The sequence below is a fragment of the Fimbriimonas ginsengisoli Gsoil 348 genome, from assembly GCF_000724625.1.
Taxonomy (GTDB): Bacteria; Armatimonadota; Fimbriimonadia; order Fimbriimonadales; family Fimbriimonadaceae; genus Fimbriimonas; species Fimbriimonas ginsengisoli.
The window spans coordinates 3,026,525-3,050,555 of record NZ_CP007139.1 but is presented as its reverse complement, the minus strand read 5'-3'; the positions used below and the strand labels follow the sequence as shown (position 1 = coordinate 3,050,555).

Sequence of the window (24,031 nt, the reverse complement as noted above, 5' to 3'; positions counted from 1 at the left end):
ACGGGCTTTTTGACGAGCCTTAGAGGTCGCCGATGATGAACGCAAGCGTCTCGACACCGGTGACCGGAACGTTTGAGTTGTCGTGTTGAATATTGGCGAATACAGCACGATTGTTCGCGATGGTAACGGTCTTGTCGAGCGCAAACCCATTGCCGTAATCGATGAACAAGCGGGCAGATCGGCCATTGTTACCCGGGCCGAACAGAGCAGTGACGACCGAACCAGCCGCGTTCTGGCCGTTGTTCGGGATTCGTCCAACGAGGTCGACCGGAACCGGAGAGATGATCCGAAGCGGGTTAAGCTGAAGATAGAACTTGCCCGAGAAGATCGTGTGGTGGACGGTGAGAACACGGTTCGTATTCAGGTCCGCATCTGGAAATTCGAGCGTGTAGTCCGTACCCGCCTCGGTGACAGGCAGTCCGACGCTCTGCGCCAGAAGGCCGTTCGTGTTGACGAACGCGCCGGAGTTGGCGGTTCCGTTGACGATCAACTGCGACCCTGCCGGGACGGCGCCCAAGAAGCCGGTATTGATCGGAATGATCGCGAGAGTATCCGCCGGGGTGATGTTAGTGTCAGGCACACCTGACGGCACGGTTACAGTACCGTTCGAAGTCGTAGTGACCGTCGTGCCGCCCGCAGGAGGAACGACCGCCGAGGAGGTCGGGGTGTCCGCGTTGGTGTCGTGGCCCGCGAAGTTCACTCCGCCAGGGGGTGGCCCCTGTAATTGGACGCCGCCGCCGCTTCCGCCGCAGCCGATCGCAGCAATGATTAGCCCCAGGGCCACAAACCTAGTAATAGAATTCTTGTTCAACATAACGCAATCCTGTGCGGGTAGGCCGCTTTCCTATTATCGCAAATTCAGCAGGGTTTTGTGTCCCGCTGGGATTACTTTACTGGAGAGAATTCGCTTCAACTTTGTCCAAAAGCCGCTCCCGAGACGATCCGGTATTTTTACTGCCTGTGTGAAAGTCCCTAAAAGGGTCGCGAGGGAAGAGGCAGAGGGCCTGAATTGATAGACTAGGTCTTCAATGGAAGCGTTGTTGGATACCTGGCGCATCAACGATCGGATTAATCGTTATTTGCTTGACTCCATTCCTCCCGAGGCGTTGGCAACCGCGCTTTCAAAGGGAAAATCGGTATCGGGAAATCTGACCCACATTCACAACGTGCGCCTAATGTGGCTCAAAGCCGCCGCCCCCGATCTGCACGAAGGGCAGACGAAATTCGATAAGGAGCCGGTCGACCATGCGGCGCTTACCGAGCGGATTACCTCGTCCGGAATGGCGATCGAAGAGCTGGTCCGGCGGGCGGGAACTCCCGATGGGAAGATCAAGGGATTTAAGCCGCATGCCGCCGCCTTCGTCGGCTATCTCATCGCCCACGAGTCGTTTCACCGTGCCATGGTCGAGATCGCGCTGCGGCAAGCGGGAATCCCGCTCGACGACAAATCCGCCTACGGCGCTTGGGAGTGGGGGAGCCGGTAGGCGTAGGCGTTGGGCGTTGGGCGCAACGCCTCACGCCTCGCAAACCGGTACTCTCCCGCACCATGAGCACATGGCGTCTTGAGCCGAACCGAGAGACGGTTCACGGGGTTTTTTCGCGGGATGTTTCCCCCGTACTCACGATCGACTCGGGAGACACCGTGGTTTTTCAAACTCTTGACGCCGGATGGAGCGTCGAACCCCGCACTTCCGCCGAGCCTAACGACCGCCCCCGCAAACTGGCGCCGCGGGATCCTTCGTGGACGGGGCATGCGCTGACGGGGCCCATCGCGATCCGCGGCGCGAAAGCAGGCATGACCTTGGAGGTCTCGATCGATGAAATTCAGATCGGCTCTTGGGGATGGACTTCGGCCGGCGGATGGCCTCATGACTGTCACAAACGCTTGGGGTTTGTGGATAGCGGCGAGACTTTCATGCTCTGGTCCTTGGATCGCGATCGGATGGTCGGCCGGAATCAGCACGGACATGAAGTCGCTCTGCGGCCATTTATGGGCGTCATGGGGATGCCGACGGATGAACCGGGAGAGTACTCCACGGCTCCGCCTCGCGCAACCGGCGGCAACCTCGATTGCAAAGAGCTCGTCCAGGGAACCACCCTCTACCTTCCGGTTGAGGTACCAGGAGCGCTCTTTTCCGTCGGCGACGGCCACGCCGCGCAGGGAGACGGGGAGCTATGCGTCACCGCGATCGAGTGCCCCATGGAGCGTGTCCAACTCACCTTTCGGCTCCGAGACGACTTCCCTATCGCCACCCCGCACGCGCGAGCGCCAGACGCTTGGATCACCCTTGGACTTCACGAGGATCTTCAGGAAGCCACCTACCGAGCGATCGAAGCGATGCTCGACCTGATGGTCCGAGAGCACGGCTTCTCCAGAGGCGACGCCTATGCCCTCGCAAGCCTAGTCGTCGACCTACGAATCACTCAGATCGTAAACGGCGTCCGCGGGGTGCATGCGGTGTTGAGGGATGGGGCGGTGAGGGGCTAGGCGTTGGGCGTTGGGCGTTGGGCGTTGGGCGTTGGGCGTTGGGCGTTGGGCGTTGGGCGTTGGGCGTTGGGCGTTGGGCGTTGGGAAAGGGTAAAGCACTAAGCAGGCAACGCCTTAACGCCTTAACGCCTTAACGCCTTAACGCCTAACGCCCCACCGCCCCTCATTGGCAAGGTGCCGATGCTACGGCGGTCGATCGGTGTAATCTCCAGTACACGATGCCCTTGATCTATTCGGCGGCGGTTTTTGCCGCGCTTTCATTTCAGCAGGCGGTTACAACGCCGACGGAGCCGCCTCTCAACTCCAATCCCGTCATCGCCGCCGCGGAGAGTGCGGCGGGGCTTCACCTCGACGATCTTTATCCTCGCAAGCCGTTTTTCGGGCGTGGGGCAACGGGGAGCGAGTGGTCGAAGGATAACCGGTACCTGGCTTACGTTTGGGCGCCTTACGACACCAAAGGGGGTAGCGACCTCTATATTTACGACGCTCAGGAGCACAAAACCACCCGTTTGACCAGCCCCGAGGTGATGGGACGGTTCGATCGCGACATCGCGAAGGCGGTCGAGCGGTACAAGAAAGAGACCGACGAGGAAGCGCGGATGCTGCGCATGAACGACCTCGAATTCCGAGAGTGGCGCCTCAAACGCAAGGAAGAAGACGAAAAGCGAAAAGAACCGCTCCCGAGCTACCCGGGCGTCGGCGAATTGGAGTGGAGCCCGAAAGGTCACGACCTTCTGTTCACGTGGAAAGGGGATGTGTTCAGAACCAACGTCGCGGAGAGCAAGCTCATCCGGCTGACTCGCACTAAAGAGTCGGAGAACGGCATCAAATGGCTTCCAAACGCGGAAGGGTACACGTTCCAGCGTAGCGGTGGCGTCTTCCGAGTTCGATTCGACACCGGAGCGATGGAGCAGTTGAATCCGGAGCTCCCTACCGGCGTCTCCTACACCGGCTATAGCCTTTCTCCCGACGGAACGAAGCTGATGGTTACCGGCTCCAAGCCGGGTCCGCAGAGCCGAATGGTGGACTACATTTCTTACCGAGAACGGTTCGCTCAGGCGAAGAAAGCGGAGCGTGAAGTGGCCGACGATCCGTTTAGCGGCGAGGCTTACGTTTACATCTACGATCTGACCCAAGACTCCCTGGACGAGGTGAAGGGGGAAGGCAAGCCTTGGGAAGTTTGGAAATGGCCCGGCGGCAAGGAGTGGCAACAGACCGCCGTCAACGACCAGCCGTGGTCACCCGACTCGAAGCGATTGGTCTTCGGCACCTGGCGGCGCACCGCGCGCGAGCAAGAGATCATCGTCGCCGATACCGAAAAGAAGACATTGAAGTCGATCTACAAGGGGAAGCCGGACGGCGAGATGAACACCCCCGGGATGGCGGATCCGTTCTTCACCAAAGACGGGAACCAGGTGATCGCTCTGCTCGACACGAGCGGATTTCGCCACGCATGGCTACTCGACCCGGCCACCGAAGGAGCCACGCCTTTAACCAAGGGAGACTTCGAGGTCTACCCGGTCAAGCAATCGGCGGACGGGAAAACGCTCATCGTAACCGCACAGAAGGAAGATTCAGCCCGGATGGATGTGTACCGCGTGGAGATCGCGTCCGGAGCCATGGAGCGAATGACGCATCGGGAGGGGAACTACGGACGTCCCGCCGTCTCGGACGACGGCAGCCGATTGGCCACCACTTTCGTTAGCTGGGACTCGCCTTCGGAACTGTATGTGCTCGACGGCGGGCGGGAAGAGAAGATCACCGATTCTCACCGGGTAGGGGCTTTCGAGAAGATCAACACGCTCAAACCGAAGCTCTTCACGTACAAAAACCGGAATGGACAGACGATCCATGGCTTTATGTTCCTGCCCCCGGGTTGGAAGAAGAGCGATCGTCGCCCGTTGATGATCTACGTTTACGGCGGTCCGCTCGGAACGAGCAAGTCGGTCGAAGTGGGGGCGTTCAACTCCTCCGCGTACCTGTTCAACATGTACCTGGCCAAGGTTTTCGGCTACGTTACCGTCACCATCGACCCACGGGGCCAGAGCGGGTACGGGAACGTCTTCGGCAAGGCGAACTACGAACAGCCGGGTAAGGCGCAGGTCGAGGATCTCACCGACGGGGTGAAGTATCTAGTCTCCAACTTCGGCGTCGACTCGAAAAAGGTCGCCGTAAACGGTTGGAGCTTCGGCGGGTTTCAGACCCAGATGTGCATGTACACCGCGCCCGACGTCTTCACGCTCGGCATCGCCGGCGCGGGGCCGACGGAGTGGCAGAATTACAATAACTGGTACTCGACCGGCACCATCGGTCCCGTGCCAAACGCCAAGCCGGACGATCTGGACAAGTACTCGCTCACGTACCTAGCCAAGAACCTACGGTCTCCGCTCCTGCTGCTGCACGGCATGGAGGACACGAACGTGTTGTTCCAGGACACGATCAAGGTGTACCGAAAGCTCCTGCAGTACGGCCGTGGTCCGCTTGTGGAACTCGCCTTCGACCCGACCGGTAGCCACGGTCTCGGCGGAGATATCGACACCCGCGACCGCCACGCGATTTACCTCGGGTTCATCAACAAATGGTGGGGGCCGTACCGGCGTTGACGTGGCATGGGCTTCCAGCCCATGTGTATCACGACCATCCTGGTCGTGTAAACGTAGCATCGGCTCCCAGCCGATGAACCCCACGACCATCCTTGGTCGTGTGTATTGACCAAGGGCAGAGATGCCCTTGGGACCCACTGGCTTCATGGTTATCAACCAAATAGTTTGACAATCCAGGTTCACCCGTAGCCCGGGGATTTATCCCCGGTAGAACCTTGAACCGCGGCTGAAGCCACGGGCTACGGGTGAAATCAGATAAGGGAAATGAACCTTATTTGTCAATGACCAAAATCCCCGGGCTACGGGCGGGGGAAGTTAGTCTGCTCACGGCTAGCGGGGGAGGGCGGGGTACATCTCGCGGTTGATTCCGCGAACGTCTACTTTCCACTCGTCGCCGACCTTGATCAGCGGGAGCTGGTAGTTCTCCTCGTAGGACCCAGGGTTTGTGAGGTTGCGGATCACCTGCAGCCGGATGCTGGCATTCGTGGCGTCGGCTTGGGCAGAGCTAGTGATCTTCCAACTGAAGTTGTAATACTTGCCCGCGGTGTTCACCGCGAACTCCCAGTCTTTGCGCATTTCCTCGGGAGGTTTGTTCCCTACGTACGACATCTTCGTCAACGTGTCGACGTCGCCGTGAGCGAGCGCATTCATGAAGCGCGCGCCAACGGTCGTCAGCGACTCGCGCCCAAAGAAAAAGACGGCGATGACGATCGCAAGTGCGAAAACCGCCAATAATCCAACGAGGCTCACACGGCCTGAACCTTTCATGCGTCCGTATTTAACCTTACTGGAGCCTCCCGCGTTCCCGTTCATGGGCGTCGAAGCCTGATACCTAGCGAATCGCGCATGATCGTCACTGTTTTATCAGCGTCCACCCTCCAAATTCGCCCCCGTTTCTCTACGACCCAGATCATGGGGAAGCGTTCGTCGGAAGGGGACGTGTACACGATCGCCGCACGCACCTGGGTCGGCCATCGCTGCATTCGTAGGAGTTGGTAACGCGCGCCGGCCTTCATCAGCCCCTGGACCTGACGCGCCAGCCACTGAACGTTTTCCGATTGGATCGGCTGCGCGGTAACCCGCTGAAGCTCGACCCCGTCGTCGTGGGAGATGGCTACGTGAAACCGGCGAATGGCACTTTCCGGTCCGTAGTCTTGGAGCGGATACAAGACGGCGAGCGTCAGTAGGCATAACCCGGCTGCCGCGAGGTAGGCCCAAAGTCGCCGGGATCCTGCCGCCACGGGGGCAGATTACCTCTGCCGCTGAACCATTGATCTGACCACGCGTTTACACTCAGTACTGGAGAATGAGGGATGAAGCGCGGCCGATTATTCCTATAATCGATTGGGCGTCCCCTTGAAAGGAAAAGAGATGAGCGATCTGTTCACGAGACGAGACTTGATTAAAGGCGGAACGATGATCGCCGTCGGCCTGGTGGCGCCGCGGTGGCTATCGACGATCGCTCAGGCGGACATGATCCGCGTCGGGCAGGGCGGAAAGGCGACCGGAGACACCGTCCTTGTCGTCTGCCAGCTTTCTGGCGGCAACGATGGGCTGAACACGGTCGTGCCATACGCTAACAAAGCTTATTACACGCTCCGCCCAACCCTCGGCCTCACCGAGGACAAGATCCTGAAGCTGAACGAGAGCCAAGGGCTTCATCCCGGGCTTAAGGGGCTCCACGAGCTTTTCCAACAGGGCAAAGTCGCCATCATCAACAACGTCGGCTATCCCAAGGCGAATCGCTCTCACTTCAAGAGCATGGAGATTTGGCAGTCGGCCAGCCCGGAAGGAACGATGAAGGGGGGCTGGATCGGCCGCCACTTCGACGAGCAGCTCCGGCACGGGCCGCTCAATCCGGTCGTGGGACTCGGCCTTTCGACCGATAAGCCGCTCGCGCTGAATGCCCAGAGCGCCAGCATCCCATGCTTCGCCAGCCTTGCGGACCTAAAGAACATGGTCGGCGACCCGGATACGGAGCGAATGCTCCGGGAGATCCAAGGGATGGACGCCATGCAGGGGACGGCGACCCACGCCGTGCAACAGGCGAGCAAATCCGCGCTCGACGTGATTTCGATTCTGCAGAAGCAGCTTGGCGGGTATACGCCGAAGGAGACTTACGGCAACGACGCGTTCGGCATGGGGTTCAAGCAAATCGCCCAGCTCATCGCCACCTCGCCCCAAACGCGGGTGGTCTACTTCTCCGCCGGCGGCTTCGACACCCACGCCCGCCAGCCGGACACGCACGCAAAGCTTCTGACCGGGTTCGGCGATGCGATCAACTCGTTCCAGAAGGAGTTGGAAGCGGTTGGCAAAGCCGATAAGGTGGTCACCGTGGTCTTCTCCGAATTCGGACGCCGAGCGGCCGAGAACGCCAGCCAGGGTACGGACCACGGCCAAGCCGCTCCGATGTTCTTGATCGGTAGCAAAGTCAAAGGCGGAATCCATGGCCCGGTACCGGATCTCCAAGCGCTGGCGGACGGCGACGTCATGTTCACTCAGGATTTCCGCGGAGTGTACGCGGCGACCTTGGATCAGTGGATGGGCGGCGATTCGGAAATCGTTTTGGGTCAGAAGTTCGGGCACCCCGACGTGTTCAAGTAAGAGTCCGCTTGCGCGGACCCGTAACTTGACGTACAATGCGAAACGTTTCGCAAAGTCGTCGTCATGGTATGCCACAACGCGCCAAATTCTCGGGATCCCCGCCTCTCGAGGGCGGGAATCGCCGTGTCTGCGTCTCAAACGCGTCCCTCGGCCCAGCAAAAACGCCGTGACTCGGGACGTTCCGAAACGTTTCTCACAAGACTATGCTGTCGATTCTTTGTCTGCTAGCGACCAAATCCATGAGCTTGATCAACGAACCGCGCGAGGGTACCAAGTGGGTGCTTGCTTTCTCCGACGAGTTCAATGCTCCCATCTCGTCGCCCCCTGACCCAAAGAAGTGGACCCACGAAGTGGGTGGAGGCGGATTTGGAAATAACGAGCTCCAAAGCTACACCGCCGGCAGCAAGAACGCTTTTCACGACGGGAAAGGGCATCTGATCATCGAAGCCCGCAAAGAGCCGACCACCGGACCGGACGGCATCGCCCGTGAGTACAGCTCCGCCCGACTGGTTACAAGGGGGAAATTCTCCCAGGCTTACGGACGGTTCGAGGCGAGGATCAAGCAACCGATCGGGCAAGGGATTTGGCCGGCGTTTTGGCTCCTGGGGGACGATATCGGCCACGTCGGTTGGCCGACCTGCGGCGAAGTCGACATCATGGAGTACCGAGGGCAGCACCCCAAGGTCCAAGTGGGCAGCGCCCACGGCCCCGGATACTCAGGGGATCAGTGCAAGAGCGGGAAAACCGAGCTGAAAGAAGGAACCCTCGCCGACGGCTACCACACCTACGCGATCGAATGGGAGCCGAACCAGATCCGGTGGTTCTTGGACGACCACTGCTACCACACCGTCACCCCGGCGGACCTCGGAGGTAAGAAGTGGGTGTACGACCACCCATTCTTCATCATCCTGAACATGGCGGTAGGCGGAAACTACGGCGGAAACCCCGACGCCACCACCCAGCTTCCTCAGCGGCTGACGGTGGACTGGGTGAAAGTGTTTAGGAAGGCGTAGGGCGTTACCGTAGCATCGGCACCCTGCCGATGAAAATCCGGGTTCGTGGCGTTAGGCGTTAAGGCGTTGGGCGTTAACCCGGATCTAACTCTGTCCTGCTAATGAGGCTCGCCCCAACGCCCAACGCCCAACGCCCAACGCCCAACGCCCAACGCCCAACGCCCAACGCCCAACGCCCAACGCCCTCAGGCTCATCGGCAGGGTGCCGATGCTACGCTTCTCTTACCCTCGATCCGCGGCTGGCACCTGCCTAGGGTCGCGGACGGCTCCGGGAATCGTTACCTCGATGTCGGCCGGCTCGCCGAAGGCTCGGGCGAGGATGCGGGCTTTACCGGCGTGGATGGGGTGGACTAGACCGCCTTGGTCGATCCAAGCGGCGCCTCGGGCGGTCCAGAGAACGTCGGCGTTCTCCACCGGCTTTCCGCCGATTTCGACTCTGGCCTGCAACGTCCCGTTCGGGTTAGGGCGCACCAGGATCTTGCGCGCGCCTACGGTGGGCGCCGGACGAGGGCCAAAGATGAGAATTCCGTTCGCAACCGGTCGCTCGACTCCGTCGCTCGGCCGGTTGACGGTCACTCCGAAGAGGTTTAAGGCGCTACTTCCGCCGCCATCGAGATTGATGGCATCCACGCAGCCAAGCCGCTTCATTAGCTGAGCCATCTCTTCCAGCGTCGCTCCAACGCTGCAAGCCTGTCGGCCGTCGACGGTTACGATCCACACGTCCCCCTCGGGAGTCTTTCCGATCGCCGTCCTCGGGTGGCGAACGAGGAAGTCGCTCTTGAAACCTTCTTCGGCGGCGTCGACTACCTGGTCTCCATCGCGCAGCAACACCGGCCCACCGCCAATGACGTTCTCGTACTTCTCCCAGTCGAATCCATCCGTTTTCAGGCGGATCTTGATCCGCTCGCCGGGGTGGAAGGCGGCAATTTTGGCCATTGCGTCGCCGGTGGCGATGAGCAGCGCTCGGCCCGCCGGAACCGGCGTTCGGTGGCTATCGGGAAGCGCGTAGTCGAGCGTTGCCTCGATCGACGTGCTGGGCGAAATGTGCGCGTCGGCGATCTTTAGCACCAAGGTCACGTTCGGCTTATCCGTCGCGGCGATCCCGACGGCCGGGGTGTAAAGCACCACCCCGTTGGCGCTCACCGGCTGGTTCACGCTCTCCAACCGCACGGGAGACCCCTCGCCGCTGTCGACCGTTCCCGACGAGCTGGCGAAGCCAACCGCGACATCTTTCGGACCCCAACCAAACACGGCTCGAGGGCGCGTGGCGGTCGTGATCAACTCGCCCGCACGAACCATCTGGCCGATCGGCGCTCCGTGGTCGTACGAGAAGAAGTCGCCGTTGACGGCGGCGATCGCGCCCGACTGAACGGCCATCAGGGTCGGCGTGAGCTTCCCTTTCACCGTTCCCTCCTCGTTAATCGTCTTCCCCGCCAACTCGGCCGACCACCGTAGCACCGGACTCCCCGGAGAGATCCTCAGGGCGTGCACCGTACGTGGCAGGTTCGGGTCGACCTCCATGCGATAGACCAAACCGGGGGCGAGCGTCTTTTCCCAAACCTGGGCCGGCCGCCATGGCCCGGCGTGGAACGGGGCGAACGCGAGCAATGCGGCGGCGAACGGGCGATAGATTAGGCGCATAGCGGTTCCAGATAGGTAAGGGTGCCGTCCGTAGCATCCAGGCGAGCCCGAATCCCCAGGGGTAACGTAAGCATATTCTTCGCGTGGCCTAAAGGGAAGTCGGTAACCATCGGCTTACCAAGGGAGCCGAGGCGCTCCCGAAAAATCGTGCGCCAAGGCTTTCCGCCGATCGCTTCGTCGACTCGCTCGTCGGTCCGCGTCATTTCTCCAACGAGGAATCCGGCCGCTCTTTGCGCGAGACCGGAGTTCAACAGGTGGGTCAGCATGGCGTCGATACGGTGAGGATGCTCGTCGACGTCCTCGATCAGTAGGATTTTCCCTTCGGTTTCCAGCGGCTCCGGTGTGCCGATCGAGTCGGTCAGGAGGCACATGCACCCCCCTACGACCGGTCCCTCCGCAATCCCGCCGACGACGGTTACCGGCTTGGGGGCTTCGGCCGGTAGCGTCAAGTCGTTTCGGAGCACCCGGCGTAGCGACTCGATTACCCATGGCTCCCGCGGATAGAAAAGGGTGAGAGCCATCGGGGAGTGCACGGTGGGCATGCCACGGCGGTTGAGCGCCACGTGAAGGGTGGTGACGTCGCTGAAGCCGAGCAGCATCTTGTTAGCACCCACGATCCGGTCTAGATCGAGATGTGGGAGAAGACGGGCGCACCCGTATCCGCCCCGGGTGCAGAACACGGCGCCGACCTCGTCGTCATCGAACGCCTCTTGCAGATCCTTCGCCCGAGAGGCGTCGTCGCCGGCGAGGTAGTCATCGACTTCCAGTGCGTGGGGCATCACCTTGACTCGGTACCCTTCCGCGACCAGCACTTCGGTGACAAACTCCAGCTTCTCCGCGCTCAGGGGGGAAGCGGGAGTCACCAAAGCGACGGTGTCGCCTGGCCGAAGAAGTCGAAGTGGCATCGTTCGATTGTGACTGGAACGAGCCTTTAGGGTTCGCCTTAATACGATAAGGCGCCAGCGTTGGCGTCCAGGGTGGCGGGGTGGCCGAGCGGGAGAGTTAACATGGCATCGATGTGCCCGATCGGGTAGTTGAAGATCATCGGCACGCCGAGCGGATCGAGGCGTTCGCGGACGATCGTTCGCCAGTCAAGGTCGATGTCGCGCCGCTTCTCATCGGTTTCGGTGAATTCGCCGACGACGAAGCCGGCTACTCCATCGAAAGCCCCGGCGTTGAGTAGGTGCGTCAGTTGGGCGTCGACCCGGTGAGGCTGCTCGCCGACATCCTCCAGCACCACGAGCTTGCCGCGGCCGACGAAAGCGTCTCGGTTTCCCAGGCTATCGGCCAGGAGTGTGAGGCACCCGCCGGAGAGCTCTCCGCGGGCAACGCCGGGGCGAACGGTGACGCCGGAGGGGGCTTCCAACGGGGTTTTGAAACGGCCGGCTAACGCCTCGATGAAAGAGGTCGAGACCCATTCCGCGCGGGGCTTGGCGAAGGTGTAGATCATCGGGCCGTGCAGGGTGACGCGGCCGCGGCGATTGAGCGCGAGGTGAAGAGTCGTAATATCGCTGAAGCCGATAAACGGCTTATCCGAAGCCGCCAATCGGTCCAGGTCCAAATAAGGGATGAGCCGTGCGCAGCCGTAGCCGCCACGGGTGCATAGGACGCCGTCCACCTGAGGATCGTCGAAGGCGCGATGCAGGTCCGCCGCCCGGTCGGAATCGGTTCCGGCGTACGAATCGTGCCGATCGCAGGCGTGCGGCATCAGCTTCGTGCGGAAGCCCATCGCCTCTACCGCCGCTCTCCCGGCTTCCAGCTCCCCATCCGGAAGGGGCGAGGCCGGTGAGACGAGGCCGAGGGTAGCGCCGGGAGCGATCGGGCGTGGAAGCATCGCCTATTCTGGCCATACTTTAGCCATGGGACTCGCACCGACCGAGCGCTTCTCCAGCCGTGTAGAAAACTACGTCAAGTACCGGCCGCACTACCCGGACGCGGTTCTCGATCTGCTGAGGATCGAATGCGGTTTGAGCCCGGCGAGCGTCGTCGCCGATATCGGGTCGGGGACCGGCATTTCGACCGAGCTTCTGCTCCAATCGGGCGCCGTCGTCTACGCGATCGAACCGAACCGCGAAATGAGGGAAGCCGCCGAGGCGATGCTTGGCGATCGGGCTAATTTCAGGAGCATGGAGGGGACCGCCGAGGCAACCGGACTTCCCGTCCGGAGCGTGGACCTGATCGTCGCCGGCCAGGCATTCCACTGGTTCGATCACGCCCGGGCTCGTCAAGAGTTCCAGCGAATCGTCCGTCCTGACGGGTGGGTAGCGTTGATGTGGAACGAGCGGATATCCGGCGGTTCGGAGTTCTTGGACGGGTATGAGAAGATCCTCCAAGAATATGCCCCGGAGTATCTCGAGGTACGCCACAAAGAGTTCGACACGGCAAAACTCGCGCCGTTCTTTCGTGGCTCCGACGTACGGGTGGCGACCTATCCCAATGGACAAGCGTTCGACTTAGACGGCCTAAAAGGACGGGTCCTGTCCTCTTCCTATGCTCCGGAAGCAGGGCAGCCGGAGCACGAGCCGATGATGCGAGCGCTCGAAGCGCTCTTCGCGCGAACCGCGCGGGATGGCAAGGTCGACTTCCTGTACGAGACGCAGGTTTACTTCGGCAGGATCTGAGGTGGTACCGGCTTCCAGCCGGTAGCCCAAGTTTCAATTGGGCACCGGGTCTCTTCGTAGGCAAACTTGGGCTGCCGGCTGGAAGCCGGCGCCACGGTTAGTCCGCGGGGGCGATGACGACTCGGCGGTTGGGCTCTTCGCCTTCGCTGTAGGTCGTGATGCCTGAGATCTCGCCGAGCGCCTTGTGCACGATTCGGCGCTCGAAGGCGGGGAGCGCGTCCAGAACGGCTTCTTCTCCGCGCTTCTGAACCTGCTCCGCGATCTTCTGGGCGAGCTGGGTCAAGGCTTCTTCGCGGCGGCGACGGTAGTCGTTTCCGTCGATCGTCGCGCGGACTCCGCGCTCGATGCGGCGGCTGGCGACGATGTTGACCAGATACTGGAACGCGTTCAGAACCTCGCCGTGCTTGCCGACGATGAACGCGACATCTTTTCCGTCGAGCGTAATGTTCACGTACTTGCCGGAAATGCTGCCGATCTTAGCGGTCACGGTGAGCTGCGCGGCGTCTAGGAGCTCGCGAACGAGAAGGAGGAGCGTATCGGCGTCGGACTGGCTGGCCAAGACTTCGGTCTCGGTAGCTTCGGACTCTGCCGGTTCGACGACGGGCGCGGGAGCTTCCGGCTCCGCCTTTTTGCCCCGGCCACGACGAGCAGGCTCCTTGGGAGCTTCCACCGGCGCAGAAACCGCGGTTGCCTGAACCTCCTCGATAACGACCTGAGGAGTCGGTTCCGGCGCGGGAGCTGCCTTTTTGCCGCGTCCGCCTTTCGGAGCGGCGGGCGCAGCCGCCGCGGGAGCCGTTGCAACTGGGGCGGGCGCCGCCTCGATTACCTCGGCGCGAACGCGTACCGTACTCTTACCGAAAAGACCCTTGGTCTCTTCGAGCACCGTAACTCGCACCTGGTCTGGACTCACGCCCAGCTTGTCAGCCGCCTGCTTCGTCGCGTCCTGAACCGATTTTGCCGAGATCTCCACCGTCTGCATCAATCCTTGCAATGTACTCGGTTTAGCGCCCGATTGTCTTGGTCGTTATGCGCGACCCACTTTTCAATCGACAGTGATACACTAGGATTGCGCTCCGAGGGCGCTTCCGGATCCGCGGAAAGGACTGAGTCCACCTCCGGTAAATCTCCACATCGGAACCTTTGATGGCGCCTGAGCGCGGGTCGCAGGCTAAGTGTCCACGGAGGTTCAATATGAGTCAATCGGTCAATCGGCCGGACCTGAGGCAGCTTAGGATCCAGGCTAAAGAGCTATTGCGGGCGGTTCGCGCGGGAGATCCCGCCGCGGTGGCCCGAGTTGTTCCCTACTTCGCTTCCTCGCCAAGCTTTACGCTTGTGAACGCCCAACTCGTGATCGCCCGTGAAAACGGCCACGAGAGCTGGGCCCGTCTCGCGGCCGAGTTGGAGCCGGCAAAAGAGACCAAATCATTGCGCGATCAATTCTTCGACCTGCTCGAGGCGGGGGACGAGGGTCGTACGGTTCAACTAATCAAAGATCATCCCGAGGTCGCCGGTATGTGGCGCCGAGGGGAGTACGGTTGGGTAAGCCCCCTCCATCGCGCTGCGGGCTTGGGGAAGCTGGCGACGGTTAGGCAGCTGGTGGAAGCCGGGGCCGAAATCTATGCCGTGAATCAAAGCGGTTATCCGCCGGTCTCCGACGCGGTCGATGGCCGCCATACGGAAGTCGCCGAGTATCTGATGCAGGCTTCCGCCGCTAGCGACCACGGGCATCCTCCGACTTACGGCTGCGGCATCGACATGGTGCTCGCGACACGAATGGGGATGCTGGATAGAGTACGAATGCACGTGGAGCGAGACCCGTTTGCGGTGTACCGGCGAGGCTGCATCGGTGAATCTGTGCTGCACTGGCCAGCCCACAACGGGTACGTCGAGATCGTTCGGTTCCTCTTGGATCACGGAGCCCAAATCGAAGCCGACGAGATTGGGCTGTACGGCGGCAAGCCACTGCATTGGGCGTCGGAGCATGCTCCGGCGTGCGTGGCGTTACTCTTGGAGCGGGGGGCGAACCCGAACTCGAGAAACCTGATGCCGGGCGAATTTGAAGGGTTCACGCCGCTTCATATGATGGCCAGCCAGCGTAACCAATGCATCGAGTGCGCGGAATTGCTGCTGGCGGCCGGCGCCGACCCAACTCTTCGCGACGCGAAGGGTGCGACGGCATTGGACGTGGCAAAGGAGCGGGGGCGCGACCAAACGGCCGCGTTCCTGGCGAACCTCCGCCGGTAAACGAGGGGGACTCCCTCATCCCCAACCCCTTCTCCCTCGTCCAGCACAAACATCTGGAGGAGGGAGAAGGGGTTCCGGAGGGATTATTTCCGCTTCTTCGGTTTGTGCTTGGCGGGGGTGCCGGTTTTGGTCTCGCCCGTGCCGAGGAAGGTTACGCCGTTGCCGTCTTTCGGCTTGCCGTTACCGTTGCTGCTCGGGGAGCCATTCTGCTTTTCTCGCTGCTGCTCGTTCGCTTGCCGCTGGGCTTCTTCGAACCAGGCGGCCCACTTTCCGCCGACCCCGCTCTTGGGGATCGCGCCGCCCGCCATGGTGTTCACCTTGACCAGTGGGGGCAACGGCAGCCGATAGGCTCGGAGAGATTGGGCGGTCGCAAGGATATTCGTGAACGTCCAGTAGAGGACGAAGGCGGAGACCACCGGGAACGCGCCGGTGAGCATCATGAAGGTCCACACCGCTGTGATGCCGATGCCCATCAGTCGCTGCTGCTTCACCTGACTCGGATCGGAGATCGGGGTCAGCAAGGTCGAAATGAGCATCGTGACGCCGTAGATGAGCGTCAGAATCGTGTCGCCCTGGCCGAGGTTCGCGGCGACGAATCCGTGGGTCGCTTTGCTCGTTTCGGCGTTGATCCAGAGGAAAGTTCCCTTCTCGAACGTGAATTGGTAGTGCAGCATGCACTGGTAAACCATCAAGAAGAGGGGCATCTGCAGGAGCGCGGGCGCGCACCCGGCCATCGGGTTCACCCCGTACTCCTTGTACAACTCCATCACCTTCTGGTTCTGGGTGAGCTGATCGTCTTTGTACTGCGCCTTGATCTCGGTGACGAGCGGCGTGAGCTGCGACATCTGCCGCCCGTACATGATCTGCTTCTGCGAAAGCGGGAAGACGATCGAACGGACGAGAAGCGCCAGCAGAAATGCGGCGAAAGCGTAGCTGAAGCCCGGTACCCGTCCGGTGAGCCCTACCAGAGCGTCGATCAGCTTGTAACCGGGAACCGCGCCCCAAACCAGCTCGGTCCGGTTTCGGTTCGCGATGGTGTCACGAACCTTGGCGTACAGCTCTTGGCCGGAGATCTTGTCGTATCCAAATTTTGCGCCATCGGTCGAATCCGAGACGGCGAACTCGGTGTTCCAGATCGGCTTGTCTAGGAATTGCCGCTCATAGGTCGAAAGCGTCGAAAACGCCAAGCGCATTCGATTCGTGTCGTTCGCGTGGACCCCCGCTTTGTATTGGGTATCCGCCACCAAAACCGCCGACTCGACCTTCTTGGCGTCCGCCTCCGCCTGCGTAATCTTCTTCGCCTTGAGGTTTTCGTCGATCTGGCTGTCGTACTGATGGCGGGTGCTGGCGATCGAAACGTCGAGACGTCCGGCGTTCTGCTTGTGCATCAGCTCGTACAAGTCGCCGACCGGCTGGGGCGAGGCTTGTTGCTGAGGCTTAAAGAAGAACTGGATCGCGAAGAAAATCGCGGTCATGAGCAGCAGGGTGCTCAGGAAGTTCGGTTTCTGCGGGGCGGGTTTTGACATTAGAAAAACTGCTTGGTTACCAGGTTGCCGACTTGCTTACTCCAGGGTTTGGGCAATTCCACAATCGATATCAGGTACCGGATCGTGGCCTCCGGGGTGAAACGGATGGCATCGGCAGATCCGACGCAATCCCAACCATGATCCCTTTATTAGGCCGAACCGTTCTACGGCAACCAGGGTGTATTGGCTGCAACTCGGCGTAAATCGGCAAGTCGGAGGCATCCAGGCAAATCCACGCTGATAGCAACGGATTAAGAAGATTCCAACTCGTCTGCCCATCGTTCGACCGCTCGCCGGAAAAGATCCCGGACCTCCTCTTGGATACGTTGAAACGGAACGTCCGCTCCGTTTGCGCCCACGATGAGGATGAAATCGAGTCTTGGTTCCGCAAGATCGGCTTGGATCCGAACTGCTTCTCGGAACCTTCTCCTGGCCCGATTCCGCTCGGGGCGTCCGCCAATCTTCTTCGAGGTGGCGATACCGAGAAGGCCAGTGCCCGGGAGAGCCGAAATCCGGGCCAAAGCGCCGCTCGCGCGGCGCCCGTCGCGGAAGATTTCCTCAAACCGCGCCTTGGTCGGACCTTTTAGTTTCAGGCGGACAGCTTGTGGCGCCCTTTCACGCGTCGGCGCTTCAGGACGTTCTGACCGTCGGTCGTGCGCATACGAACACGGAATCCGTGCGTGGTGCTGCGGTGGCGCTTGTTAGGCTGATAGGTGCGCTTCATGGATGGCTCCCAGACTCGTTTGGGTTACGAAGGAGGGAGTATACCCCGCTGCCACCGCCTACCCTTTCGACAGCTTCGCCCGAATGCCATCGAGCTGGCTTTGGAGGGTGGTAAGGGTCTTGGTGTCCATCCCCGTTAGCTGGTGCAACATATCGGGAGAGAGGAGGGCGAGGAGATTGACGCTTCCCCGCACTCGCCATAGCTCCACTAGCAATTCCTTCTTCTCGGTGAGATGGTGGTCGTCGGAGAAGTCACTCGCCAGCTTAGAGATTCGAGCGATCTGCGACCGCATATTTTTGAACCGCTCGGGAAACTGCCGGACGACCCTCTCCGCGGCTGGGCGTCCTTCGTTTTGAACTCGCTGCCACTGGGTGCGGAGCCAACTCGAGGCGGTATCGAGCGCCGATCCTCCCGGCTGTTGGGCCAAGCCAACGGCCGAAAGGGTGGATATCAAAACGATGAGGATCAAGCGGCGGCGCATGACTTTCAATGACTATACGCCGCAGGTGTCTTCGGGTTTGGTTTTTCCTGGGCAGCCGACATGCATCCTCGAGAAAACCTCCGTTACCTTCAGCGCCTCGTCCTCGGTGAGGTGGCTGGCGAAGTGTTGGGCGATCGACTTTCGGTAGACCGGCCAGGCCCGTTCCCGCTCGGCTAAACCCTTCTCGGTAATCACGGCGTGACAGGCGCGACGGTCCGAGGGACAGCTCTGCCTGCCGAGGAGCCCGTCCCGCTCCAATCGGTCTACGAGACGAGTGATTCCGCTACGGCTTAGCAGGGCGCGATCGGCCAACTCGGACATCCGGAGTCGCTTCTCGGGCGCCATCTCCAGGGTCAAGAGAATGTCGTAAGTGTCCATCGGGACCACGCCCGCCTCGACCATATCGCGATCGATCTTCTTGCTGAGCGCTCCGTGCGCCACGAAGAACGCAATCCACGCTTCCTTCTGCGCTGAAGTCAGTTCGCCGTCCATGTAAAAAATTCTACCCGAACCGTTGCGCAGGCAATTACTTCGTGGTAGAGTAGTTGCATGCTCAATTGATGAGCACGCAACTAGGAGAAAAGAGATGTCAGTTCGAAGTCACGTTGAAGAGTTGATCGGTCTGGTGAAGCAAGGAGCCCTGCTGGACGCCTTCGAGCGGTTCTATGCGGAGAACGTCAGCATGCAGGAAAACAGCTATCCGGCTTCGGTGGGAAAGGACGCTAACCGCGAGCGTGAAAAGCAGTTCCTTGCCAGCGTGAAGGAAGTGCACGAGGTAGATGCGAGATTTACGATCGTCGAGGGTAACCAGGCGGCGATCGGCTGGCTTCTCGATTTCACGAACACCGACGGAGTTCGTCTCCGCATGGACCAGGTCGCCTACCAAGTTTGGGAGAATGGACAGATCGTCAGTGAGCGGTTCTACTACGACACCGCCGGCCTGGCGGTAAAGGAAGAGGCGCTCGTATGAAGCTCCTCTTAGCGACCCGGTCGGACTGGGCGCTTACGTTGATTCGAGTCTCGATGGGACTCGTGATGTTTCCCCATGGAGCGCAGAAGGCTCTGGGCTGGTTCGGCGGAGCGGGCTTCTCCGGCACGATGGAGCTGTTTACGCAGAAGATGGGAATCCCGGCCCCGCTTGCCTTCATGGCGATCGCCGCCGAGTTCCTTGGCTCGCTCGGCCTCATCTTCGGAGGGTTAACCCGCGTCGCAGCGTTTGGGCTCCTCTCGACGATGCTGGTTGCGGCGTTCAAAGTTGCCCTCCCGAACGGATTCTTCATGAACTGGTTCGGGAATCAGAAGGGCGAGGGGCTGGAATTCTTCATCCTCACCTTCGGGCTGACCCTGGTTTCGCTCGTTTTCGGTGGCGGCGCGTTGTCGCTGGATCGGTGGGCGTTGAGGGAGCGGAAGCCGTCTGGTTCTACCGCTCCAATCGCATTAGCGAGCTAATGGCCACCAATAAAATAGATTGACAATCCACACCCGTAGCCCGGGGATTTATCCCCGGGCTACGGGTGAAATCAGGCAAGGGAAACATAAAGCTAATTTGTCAATGACCGTAAAGCTCGCGCTCCTTTTCTTCGCGCATTGGGAGCGAGGGCTTCAAACATCAACCATCAAACATCACAAATCAATCATCAGCCATCGCTCTCGGACTCCCTCACCCCCAACCCCCTCTCCCTCGTTCGGCACATACATCCGAAGGAGGGAGAGGGGGCTCCGGAGTTATCGTTTACGGGCGATGGTGACGCCGTCGCCGATGGGGATTAGGGCCAGATCGATTCTCTCGTCGTTCTTTAGAGCCACGTTCAGCTCGCGTAGGGCAACCGTGTCCGGGTCCTGCTCGGAGTCGTCGATGAGGCGTCCGTGCCACAAGACGTTGTCGATCAAGATGACTCCGTTCGGGCGTAGAAGTTCGAGCGTCCGCTCGAAATAGGCTCCGTAGTTAGACTTGTCGGCGTCGATAAACGCGAAGTCGAACGTGCCGGCGTAACCTTCGGCCAAGAGCCAATCGAGCATCTCGATGGCAGGGCGTAAATGGAGCTCGATCTTGCCGTCGACGTTCGCTTCCTTCCAATACCGGCGAGCCACGCTCGTGTACTCTTCGCTGACGTCGCAGGCGACCAGACGTCCTTCGTCCGGTAGGGCGAGCGCCACCACGAGCGCGGAGTAACCCGTGTAGACGCCGACCTCCAGGCAATTGACCGCCCCGACGAGCTTGGCGAGCAGCGCCATCAACTGACCCTGGTCCGGGGGGATTTGATATCCTGCGCTCGGCAACGCCGCGGTTTCTTCGCGAAGCCGGCGGAGAATGTCCGGTTCCCGGTTCCACGTATCCAGAACGTAATCTTCGAGAGCCTCGGGCAAGTACGACTTGTGCGCCATGTCTCATCTTGTCCTAAACTTCTGGCGATGCACCTGCGCGCGGCGACTCGGGATGATGTTCCCGCGATCCTCGATATCTACAACGAGGCGATCCTGAATTCGATCGGCACCGCGGACTACGATCCGGTTTCCCTTAGTGCGCGGTTGAGCTGGTACGACGGCTTGGTCGAGGGCGGCTACCCGATTCTGGTTTGCGAGGAAATGGGCGAGTGCCTGGGTTACGCGGCCCTGGCGCCATGGGTACGGCGCACCGGATACCGTCCGACGGCGGAGAATGCCGTCTATGTGGCTCCCAGCGCAAGAGGGCGGGGAGTCGGGCATCGATTACTGGAAGCTCTCATCGAAGCCGGCCGAGATGCCGGGTTTCGAAGCATCATCGCGCGGATCGCCACCGACAACGAGGCAAGCTTACGACTGCACCGACAGTTCGCTTTCGCCGAAGTCGGCCACCTGCCTCAGGTCTTCGTGAAGTTCGACCGCTGGTATGACGTGGTGTTGCTGCAACTCCTCTTGTAAAGCGCCAGGCCCTTTGGAACCCTGGTCACCAGTTGCCTTCCCTACGAAGACGGCCTGAAATATCTTGTCGCGTATGATAGATATGTAGGATTCGGATGTTCTGCGCTTCTAGATCGACCCGGTAAATGACCACGTGTCCGTGGCCGCGGTTACTGCGCCGAAGGGTGACTTCTTGGAGGCCCGGAAAGCCTTGAACTATCTTTCCGTCAGGATGATTGACTGTGAGTTGGTCAATTCCCTCAAGTAAGAAATCTTCCCACCTGTCTGCCTCGACGGGACTTCGATGCTCAGCGTTATAGGCGTAAATGGCCTTCAATTCAGCCCGTGCGCCCGGCGAAATGGTGACTTTCAGCGGGGGTTTGCTGCTTGCCATTTCTGTCGGTGCGCGGCAAGTTCGGCTCTTACCTCTTCGATAGACAAGCCTTTCCCAGCATCTATGTCGGATTCCGCTTGGGCGATGATGGCCACCTGATCGGGGGTCAGTCGAATCGGAGCATCTTCCTCGAGCTGCATTAGCAGCGCTTCCCGGACATAGGCTTCCACCGTACTACCTCTCGCCGCGGCAGCACGTTGCGCTTCAGCGTAAAGAGGATCAGGAAGTGGGATGTGATGCATGCTTGCCTCTCTGGACGATTAAAGCAAGTGTAGCGTTTCCCTTTGCTTGCTCACCCAAATAATCCCGTCCGCCTCACAGTTCGAAGGTCTCTCCCATATGCGGGATCACTGCGTTCCAGCCGAGAGAGCTAACGATCTTTTCTCGCAGCGCCTCCTGTGCGTGCGGTTCGCCGTGGACGATGAACGTTTGCCGAGGCGGCGTTTTGAAACCGCCCAGCCAGCGAAGGATCTCTCCTTGGTCGGCGTGAGCAGACAACGCCGATAGCTGCTCGATCCGTGCCCTCACCGGCACCTCTTGTCCGAGGATGCGAACCTCGGGATCGCCATCCAGAATGCGGCGGCCGAGGGTTCCCGCGGCCTGGTAGCCGGTGAACAGGACGATGTTATTCGGGTCCGAGATCCGGTGCATCAAGTGGTGGACAACCCGGCCGCCGTTGGCCATGCCGCTTCCGGCGATGATTACGATCGGACCCCGTTGGTTATTCAGCGCCTTCGACTGCTCGCGGTCGCGGATGAACGTCACCCCAGCCGGCTCCAACTCGCTACGGCCTTGCTCGACGGAGAGAAGCATGTCCTCGTCGTGCTCCTCCTTGGCGTCCGCGTAAAGCCGGGTGGCCGATACGGCCATCGGCGAGTCGATGTAGACCGGGATCCTCGGCATGCGCCCCGCGTCTTGCAGTAGCCGGAAGAAGTACAGCAATTCCTGGGTACGGCCGATCGCAAACGAGGGAACGATTACCGAGGCGCCGGTCTGCCACGCGTCGCGCAGGATCAACTCAATTGCCTCCATCGGATCTCCCGTGGGGTGAAGGCGGTCGCCGTAAGTGCTTTCAACAACCAGGTATTCGGCTCCTTCGATCACGTCCGGGTCGCGGATGATCGGTGTATCGTATCGGCCGAGGTCGCCGCCCATCAGGATACGCTCCCCGTTCGCGAAGAAGATCTCCGCGAATGCCGACCCGAGAATATGTCCGGCCGGATGGTAGCGGAAGGTCGCGCCGCCCGGCAGCTCATGATTTTCGGCGTAGCGAACGGGCCGAAATTGTCTCATGCAATCGAAGGCCTGCTCCTCGGTGTAGAGAGGGAGCGCAGGCTGGTGCCGTGAGCCGTGCCGGTTGGCGCGCCGGGCGTCTTCTTCCTGAATTCTCGCCGAGTCGGGAAGCGAAATCCGGCATAGGCCGATCGTTGCCGGAGTCGCGTAGATCGGGCCTCGATATCCTTGGGCCACTAAGCGCGGCAGCCAGCCGATGTGGTCCATGTGGGCGTGGGTTATCACCACCGCATCCAAACTCACCGGATCGACGGGGAACGGAAGCCAGTTCAGCTCCCTGGAATCACGGGTTCCCTGGAAGAGACCGCAATCGACCAAGATCCGTTTCCCATCGAGGGTCAGAAGGTGACGAGAGCCGGTAACCGTCTCCGCTGCGCCATAGAAGCCGATCGATTGAGCCATGGGCGTGATCATAGCCCGTGGATGGACGTTAATAGCATTAGAATGTCCACTCACGATGTCCAAGGTCTCGTTACGCGCATTGAGCGCCTAGAGAGAAAGAACCGTTTTCTTATCGGCGCGCTGCTCGTTTTGCCCTTACTCGCCGCGGCGGGGTGGGTTGCAAAGGAAGACGTGCTCAAGGTGAAACGGCTCGAGATCGTCGACGATCGAGGCGTCCCGCTCGTCATCCTATCGCCCGACCGTTTGAACGAGGGTGGGATGATCACTTTGCGAGACAAGGACGGCGAGAAGCGCGGGTGGTGGCAGGCCGGGCCAGGGACCTCTTCCCTAACCCTGAACAGCGAGGGACCGGACGCGACCGGCGATAGCACGCTTGGGCTCACGGTGGGGCCGAAACGGTCGGCGCTTTCGATGTTCAGTAAGAACGGCGCGAGCCTCTCGGCGGGAATGCAGGCAGACGAGCCGAAGGTGGAGTTGTACGACACGAAGGGGCATCCACTCTTCGTGGCGCCATGGAAGTCGAAGTAGAGCCTGAGCTACGAGAGGTACCCGTTCTGGTTTGCCGGGACAGCCTCGGCGACGGCCGCCGATTCCCCATCGACGTCGATATCGCCGCGAACGAACTCTTCTCGAGTGAACCAGCGGATATTGTCGATTTCAGTCGCGGAAGCAAGGATTTCGTGTACCGCATTCGGGCCCGCCGACTGGATCGGACGGTCGCGCCTGCCGAGAAGTGCTCCGAAGAATCCGGCCGGCTGCTCTAGCCACGCAAGCCAAATCCCGCGCTCGGGGTTGAGGCAGGTCACGCCGAGGTCGAACTCGTCGGCGTCGCGGCGAAAGGTGATGAACCAACCAAGCGGCTCCTGGGAGATCTCGTCGTCGACTTCCCAGCCCGATTCGGAGAGGCGGTCGGCGAACCAACCCGCGACATCGTCGCCAAACTTCCTCGGCTGAGCGAAAATCTCCCGCTCTTCCGTGGTGTTGAACGCCTTCGAACTAAAAGTGACGTAACTCCGCATCGCTTAACATTCCTAACGCTTTGCGCGGCGGGAAAGTGGCACCGAACAAAAGGCGTTAGGGCGCTACGGCGTTGGGCGTTGGGCTTAACGCCTCAACG

At 60.6% G+C, this 24,031-nt stretch carries 28 protein-coding genes; 11 read left to right on the top strand and 17 right to left on the bottom strand.

All coding sequences use genetic code 11. The features are described 5' to 3' along the window. Positions 1 to 19: 19 nt before the first annotated feature. A complete protein-coding gene (locus tag OP10G_RS13750) occupies positions 20 to 814 on the bottom strand; it encodes a hypothetical protein (RefSeq protein ID WP_025225303.1) in 795 nt (264 codons plus the stop codon). A gap of 214 nt (positions 815 to 1,028) precedes the next feature. On the opposite strand from OP10G_RS13750, the gene OP10G_RS13745 reads away from it, so the two are divergent. The 3 genes from OP10G_RS13745 to OP10G_RS13735 all read left to right on the top strand — a co-directional run bounded on the left by OP10G_RS13745 (position 1,029) and on the right by OP10G_RS13735 (position 5,091). Continuing rightward, on the top strand, positions 1,029 to 1,484 hold the full coding sequence (locus OP10G_RS13745) for a DinB family protein (RefSeq protein ID WP_025225304.1): 456 nt from the start codon (positions 1,029 to 1,031) through the stop codon (positions 1,482 to 1,484). A gap of 62 nt (positions 1,485 to 1,546) precedes the next feature. After that, positions 1,547 to 2,488, top strand: coding sequence for an acetamidase/formamidase family protein (locus tag OP10G_RS13740; RefSeq protein ID WP_025225305.1), 942 nt, complete (start codon positions 1,547 to 1,549; stop codon positions 2,486 to 2,488). A gap of 218 nt (positions 2,489 to 2,706) precedes the next feature. Beyond that, positions 2,707 to 5,091 carry a S9 family peptidase gene (locus tag OP10G_RS13735; protein WP_025225306.1) on the top strand — a complete coding sequence of 795 codons (2,385 nt, stop codon included), beginning with the start codon at positions 2,707 to 2,709 and terminating at the stop codon, positions 5,089 to 5,091. Between the two features lie 330 nt (positions 5,092 to 5,421). On the opposite strand, the gene OP10G_RS13730 is transcribed toward OP10G_RS13735, so the two are convergent. After that, on the bottom strand, positions 5,422 to 5,841 hold the full coding sequence (locus OP10G_RS13730) for a hypothetical protein (RefSeq protein WP_144241159.1): 420 nt from the start codon (positions 5,839 to 5,841) through the stop codon (positions 5,422 to 5,424). 59 nt (positions 5,842 to 5,900) lie between these two features. Continuing rightward, complete coding sequence (locus OP10G_RS13725) at positions 5,901 to 6,332, bottom strand: hypothetical protein (protein ID WP_025225308.1); 432 nt, start codon at positions 6,330 to 6,332, stop codon at positions 5,901 to 5,903. A gap of 130 nt (positions 6,333 to 6,462) precedes the next feature. Here OP10G_RS13725 and OP10G_RS13720 point away from each other — a divergent pair, with 130 nt between their 5' ends. Further along, positions 6,463 to 7,695, top strand: coding sequence for a DUF1501 domain-containing protein (locus OP10G_RS13720; protein ID WP_025225309.1), 1,233 nt, complete (start codon positions 6,463 to 6,465; stop codon positions 7,693 to 7,695). Positions 7,696 to 7,934: 239 nt separating this feature from the next. Beyond that, a complete protein-coding gene (locus tag OP10G_RS13715; RefSeq protein ID WP_158409233.1) occupies positions 7,935 to 8,708 on the top strand; it encodes a glycoside hydrolase family 16 protein in 774 nt (257 codons plus the stop codon). Between the two features lie 222 nt (positions 8,709 to 8,930). Here the strand turns inward: OP10G_RS13715 and OP10G_RS13710 are convergent, their stop codons facing one another. From OP10G_RS13710 to OP10G_RS13700, 3 genes are read right to left on the bottom strand one after another with little or no spacing between them, the layout of a single operon-like run. Continuing rightward, the gene (locus tag OP10G_RS13710) at positions 8,931 to 10,349 is read right to left on the bottom strand and encodes a phosphodiester glycosidase family protein (RefSeq protein WP_025225311.1); all 1,419 of its coding nucleotides are present in this window, start codon (positions 10,347 to 10,349) and stop codon (positions 8,931 to 8,933) included. Next, complete coding sequence (locus OP10G_RS13705; RefSeq protein WP_025225312.1) at positions 10,340 to 11,254, bottom strand: S66 peptidase family protein; 915 nt, start codon at positions 11,252 to 11,254, stop codon at positions 10,340 to 10,342. The genes OP10G_RS13710 and OP10G_RS13705 overlap by 10 nt, the downstream gene beginning before the upstream one ends. A 38-nt stretch (positions 11,255 to 11,292) precedes the next feature. Continuing rightward, on the bottom strand, positions 11,293 to 12,183 hold the full coding sequence (locus OP10G_RS13700) for a S66 peptidase family protein (RefSeq protein WP_025225313.1): 891 nt from the start codon (positions 12,181 to 12,183) through the stop codon (positions 11,293 to 11,295). 25 nt (positions 12,184 to 12,208) lie between these two features. Here OP10G_RS13700 and OP10G_RS13695 point away from each other — a divergent pair, with 25 nt between their 5' ends. Further along, on the top strand, positions 12,209 to 12,970 hold the full coding sequence (locus OP10G_RS13695) for a class I SAM-dependent methyltransferase (protein WP_025225314.1): 762 nt from the start codon (positions 12,209 to 12,211) through the stop codon (positions 12,968 to 12,970). Between the two features lie 97 nt (positions 12,971 to 13,067). On the opposite strand, the gene jag is transcribed toward OP10G_RS13695, so the two are convergent. Next, on the bottom strand, positions 13,068 to 13,949 hold the full coding sequence (jag, locus tag OP10G_RS24690) for an RNA-binding cell elongation regulator Jag/EloR (protein WP_025225315.1): 882 nt from the start codon (positions 13,947 to 13,949) through the stop codon (positions 13,068 to 13,070). A 212-nt stretch (positions 13,950 to 14,161) separates the two neighbouring features. Here jag and OP10G_RS24685 point away from each other — a divergent pair, with 212 nt between their 5' ends. Further along, positions 14,162 to 15,214, top strand: coding sequence for an ankyrin repeat domain-containing protein (locus OP10G_RS24685; protein ID WP_025225316.1), 1,053 nt, complete (start codon positions 14,162 to 14,164; stop codon positions 15,212 to 15,214). A gap of 83 nt (positions 15,215 to 15,297) precedes the next feature. On the opposite strand, the gene OP10G_RS13680 is transcribed toward OP10G_RS24685, so the two are convergent. The 6 genes from OP10G_RS13680 to OP10G_RS13660 form a co-directional block, all read right to left on the bottom strand. Beyond that, positions 15,298 to 16,740, bottom strand: coding sequence for a YidC/Oxa1 family membrane protein insertase (locus OP10G_RS13680; RefSeq protein WP_025225317.1), 1,443 nt, complete (start codon positions 16,738 to 16,740; stop codon positions 15,298 to 15,300). A gap of 36 nt (positions 16,741 to 16,776) precedes the next feature. Then, positions 16,777 to 17,019, bottom strand: coding sequence for a membrane protein insertion efficiency factor YidD (gene yidD / locus OP10G_RS25865; protein WP_084179268.1), 243 nt, complete (start codon positions 17,017 to 17,019; stop codon positions 16,777 to 16,779). Next, positions 16,992 to 17,261 carry a ribonuclease P protein component gene (rnpA, locus tag OP10G_RS27925; protein WP_420810089.1) on the bottom strand — a complete coding sequence of 90 codons (270 nt, stop codon included), beginning with the start codon at positions 17,259 to 17,261 and terminating at the stop codon, positions 16,992 to 16,994. The genes yidD and rnpA overlap by 28 nt, the downstream gene beginning before the upstream one ends. Positions 17,262 to 17,329: 68 nt before the next feature. Then, entirely contained in the window at positions 17,330 to 17,464 is a 135-nt protein-coding gene (rpmH, locus tag OP10G_RS13670; protein WP_038473109.1) for a 50S ribosomal protein L34, read from the bottom strand. 58 nt (positions 17,465 to 17,522) lie between these two features. Further along, positions 17,523 to 17,945 (bottom strand): hypothetical protein, encoded by a 423-nt coding sequence (locus OP10G_RS13665; RefSeq protein ID WP_025225319.1) that lies wholly within the window; start codon positions 17,943 to 17,945, stop codon positions 17,523 to 17,525. A gap of 12 nt (positions 17,946 to 17,957) precedes the next feature. Continuing rightward, positions 17,958 to 18,437, bottom strand: a complete 480-nt coding sequence (locus tag OP10G_RS13660) for a MarR family winged helix-turn-helix transcriptional regulator (protein ID WP_025225320.1) — start codon at positions 18,435 to 18,437, stop codon at positions 17,958 to 17,960. Positions 18,438 to 18,531: 94 nt separating this feature from the next. Between OP10G_RS13660 and OP10G_RS13655 the strand changes: the two genes are divergently transcribed. Continuing rightward, positions 18,532 to 18,915, top strand: a complete 384-nt coding sequence (locus OP10G_RS13655; RefSeq protein ID WP_025225321.1) for a SnoaL-like domain-containing protein — start codon at positions 18,532 to 18,534, stop codon at positions 18,913 to 18,915. Then, complete coding sequence (locus OP10G_RS13650) at positions 18,912 to 19,394, top strand: DoxX family protein (RefSeq protein ID WP_025225322.1); 483 nt, start codon at positions 18,912 to 18,914, stop codon at positions 19,392 to 19,394. The genes OP10G_RS13655 and OP10G_RS13650 overlap by 4 nt, the downstream gene beginning before the upstream one ends. Positions 19,395 to 19,670: 276 nt before the next feature. Here the strand turns inward: OP10G_RS13650 and OP10G_RS13645 are convergent, their stop codons facing one another. Continuing rightward, complete coding sequence (locus OP10G_RS13645) at positions 19,671 to 20,330, bottom strand: class I SAM-dependent methyltransferase (protein ID WP_025225323.1); 660 nt, start codon at positions 20,328 to 20,330, stop codon at positions 19,671 to 19,673. A 27-nt stretch (positions 20,331 to 20,357) separates the two neighbouring features. Here OP10G_RS13645 and OP10G_RS13640 point away from each other — a divergent pair, with 27 nt between their 5' ends. Then, positions 20,358 to 20,846: a GNAT family N-acetyltransferase gene (locus tag OP10G_RS13640; protein WP_038473107.1), complete on the top strand. Its 489-nt coding sequence runs from the start codon at positions 20,358 to 20,360 to the stop codon at positions 20,844 to 20,846. Positions 20,847 to 20,871: 25 nt separating this feature from the next. Here the strand turns inward: OP10G_RS13640 and OP10G_RS27920 are convergent, their stop codons facing one another. Both OP10G_RS27920 and OP10G_RS13630 read right to left on the bottom strand, forming a co-directional pair. Continuing rightward, positions 20,872 to 21,219, bottom strand: coding sequence for a type II toxin-antitoxin system RelE/ParE family toxin (locus OP10G_RS27920; RefSeq protein ID WP_084179263.1), 348 nt, complete (start codon positions 21,217 to 21,219; stop codon positions 20,872 to 20,874). 315 nt (positions 21,220 to 21,534) lie between these two features. Beyond that, complete coding sequence (locus OP10G_RS13630; RefSeq protein WP_038475286.1) at positions 21,535 to 22,914, bottom strand: MBL fold metallo-hydrolase RNA specificity domain-containing protein; 1,380 nt, start codon at positions 22,912 to 22,914, stop codon at positions 21,535 to 21,537. Positions 22,915 to 22,956: 42 nt separating this feature from the next. Here OP10G_RS13630 and OP10G_RS13625 point away from each other — a divergent pair, with 42 nt between their 5' ends. Continuing rightward, entirely contained in the window at positions 22,957 to 23,442 is a 486-nt protein-coding gene (locus OP10G_RS13625) for a hypothetical protein (RefSeq protein ID WP_025225327.1), read from the top strand. Between the two features lie 8 nt (positions 23,443 to 23,450). On the opposite strand, the gene OP10G_RS13620 is transcribed toward OP10G_RS13625, so the two are convergent. Then, the gene (locus OP10G_RS13620; protein WP_025225328.1) at positions 23,451 to 23,933 is read right to left on the bottom strand and encodes a hypothetical protein; all 483 of its coding nucleotides are present in this window, start codon (positions 23,931 to 23,933) and stop codon (positions 23,451 to 23,453) included. Between the last annotated feature and the right edge of the window lie 98 nt (positions 23,934 to 24,031).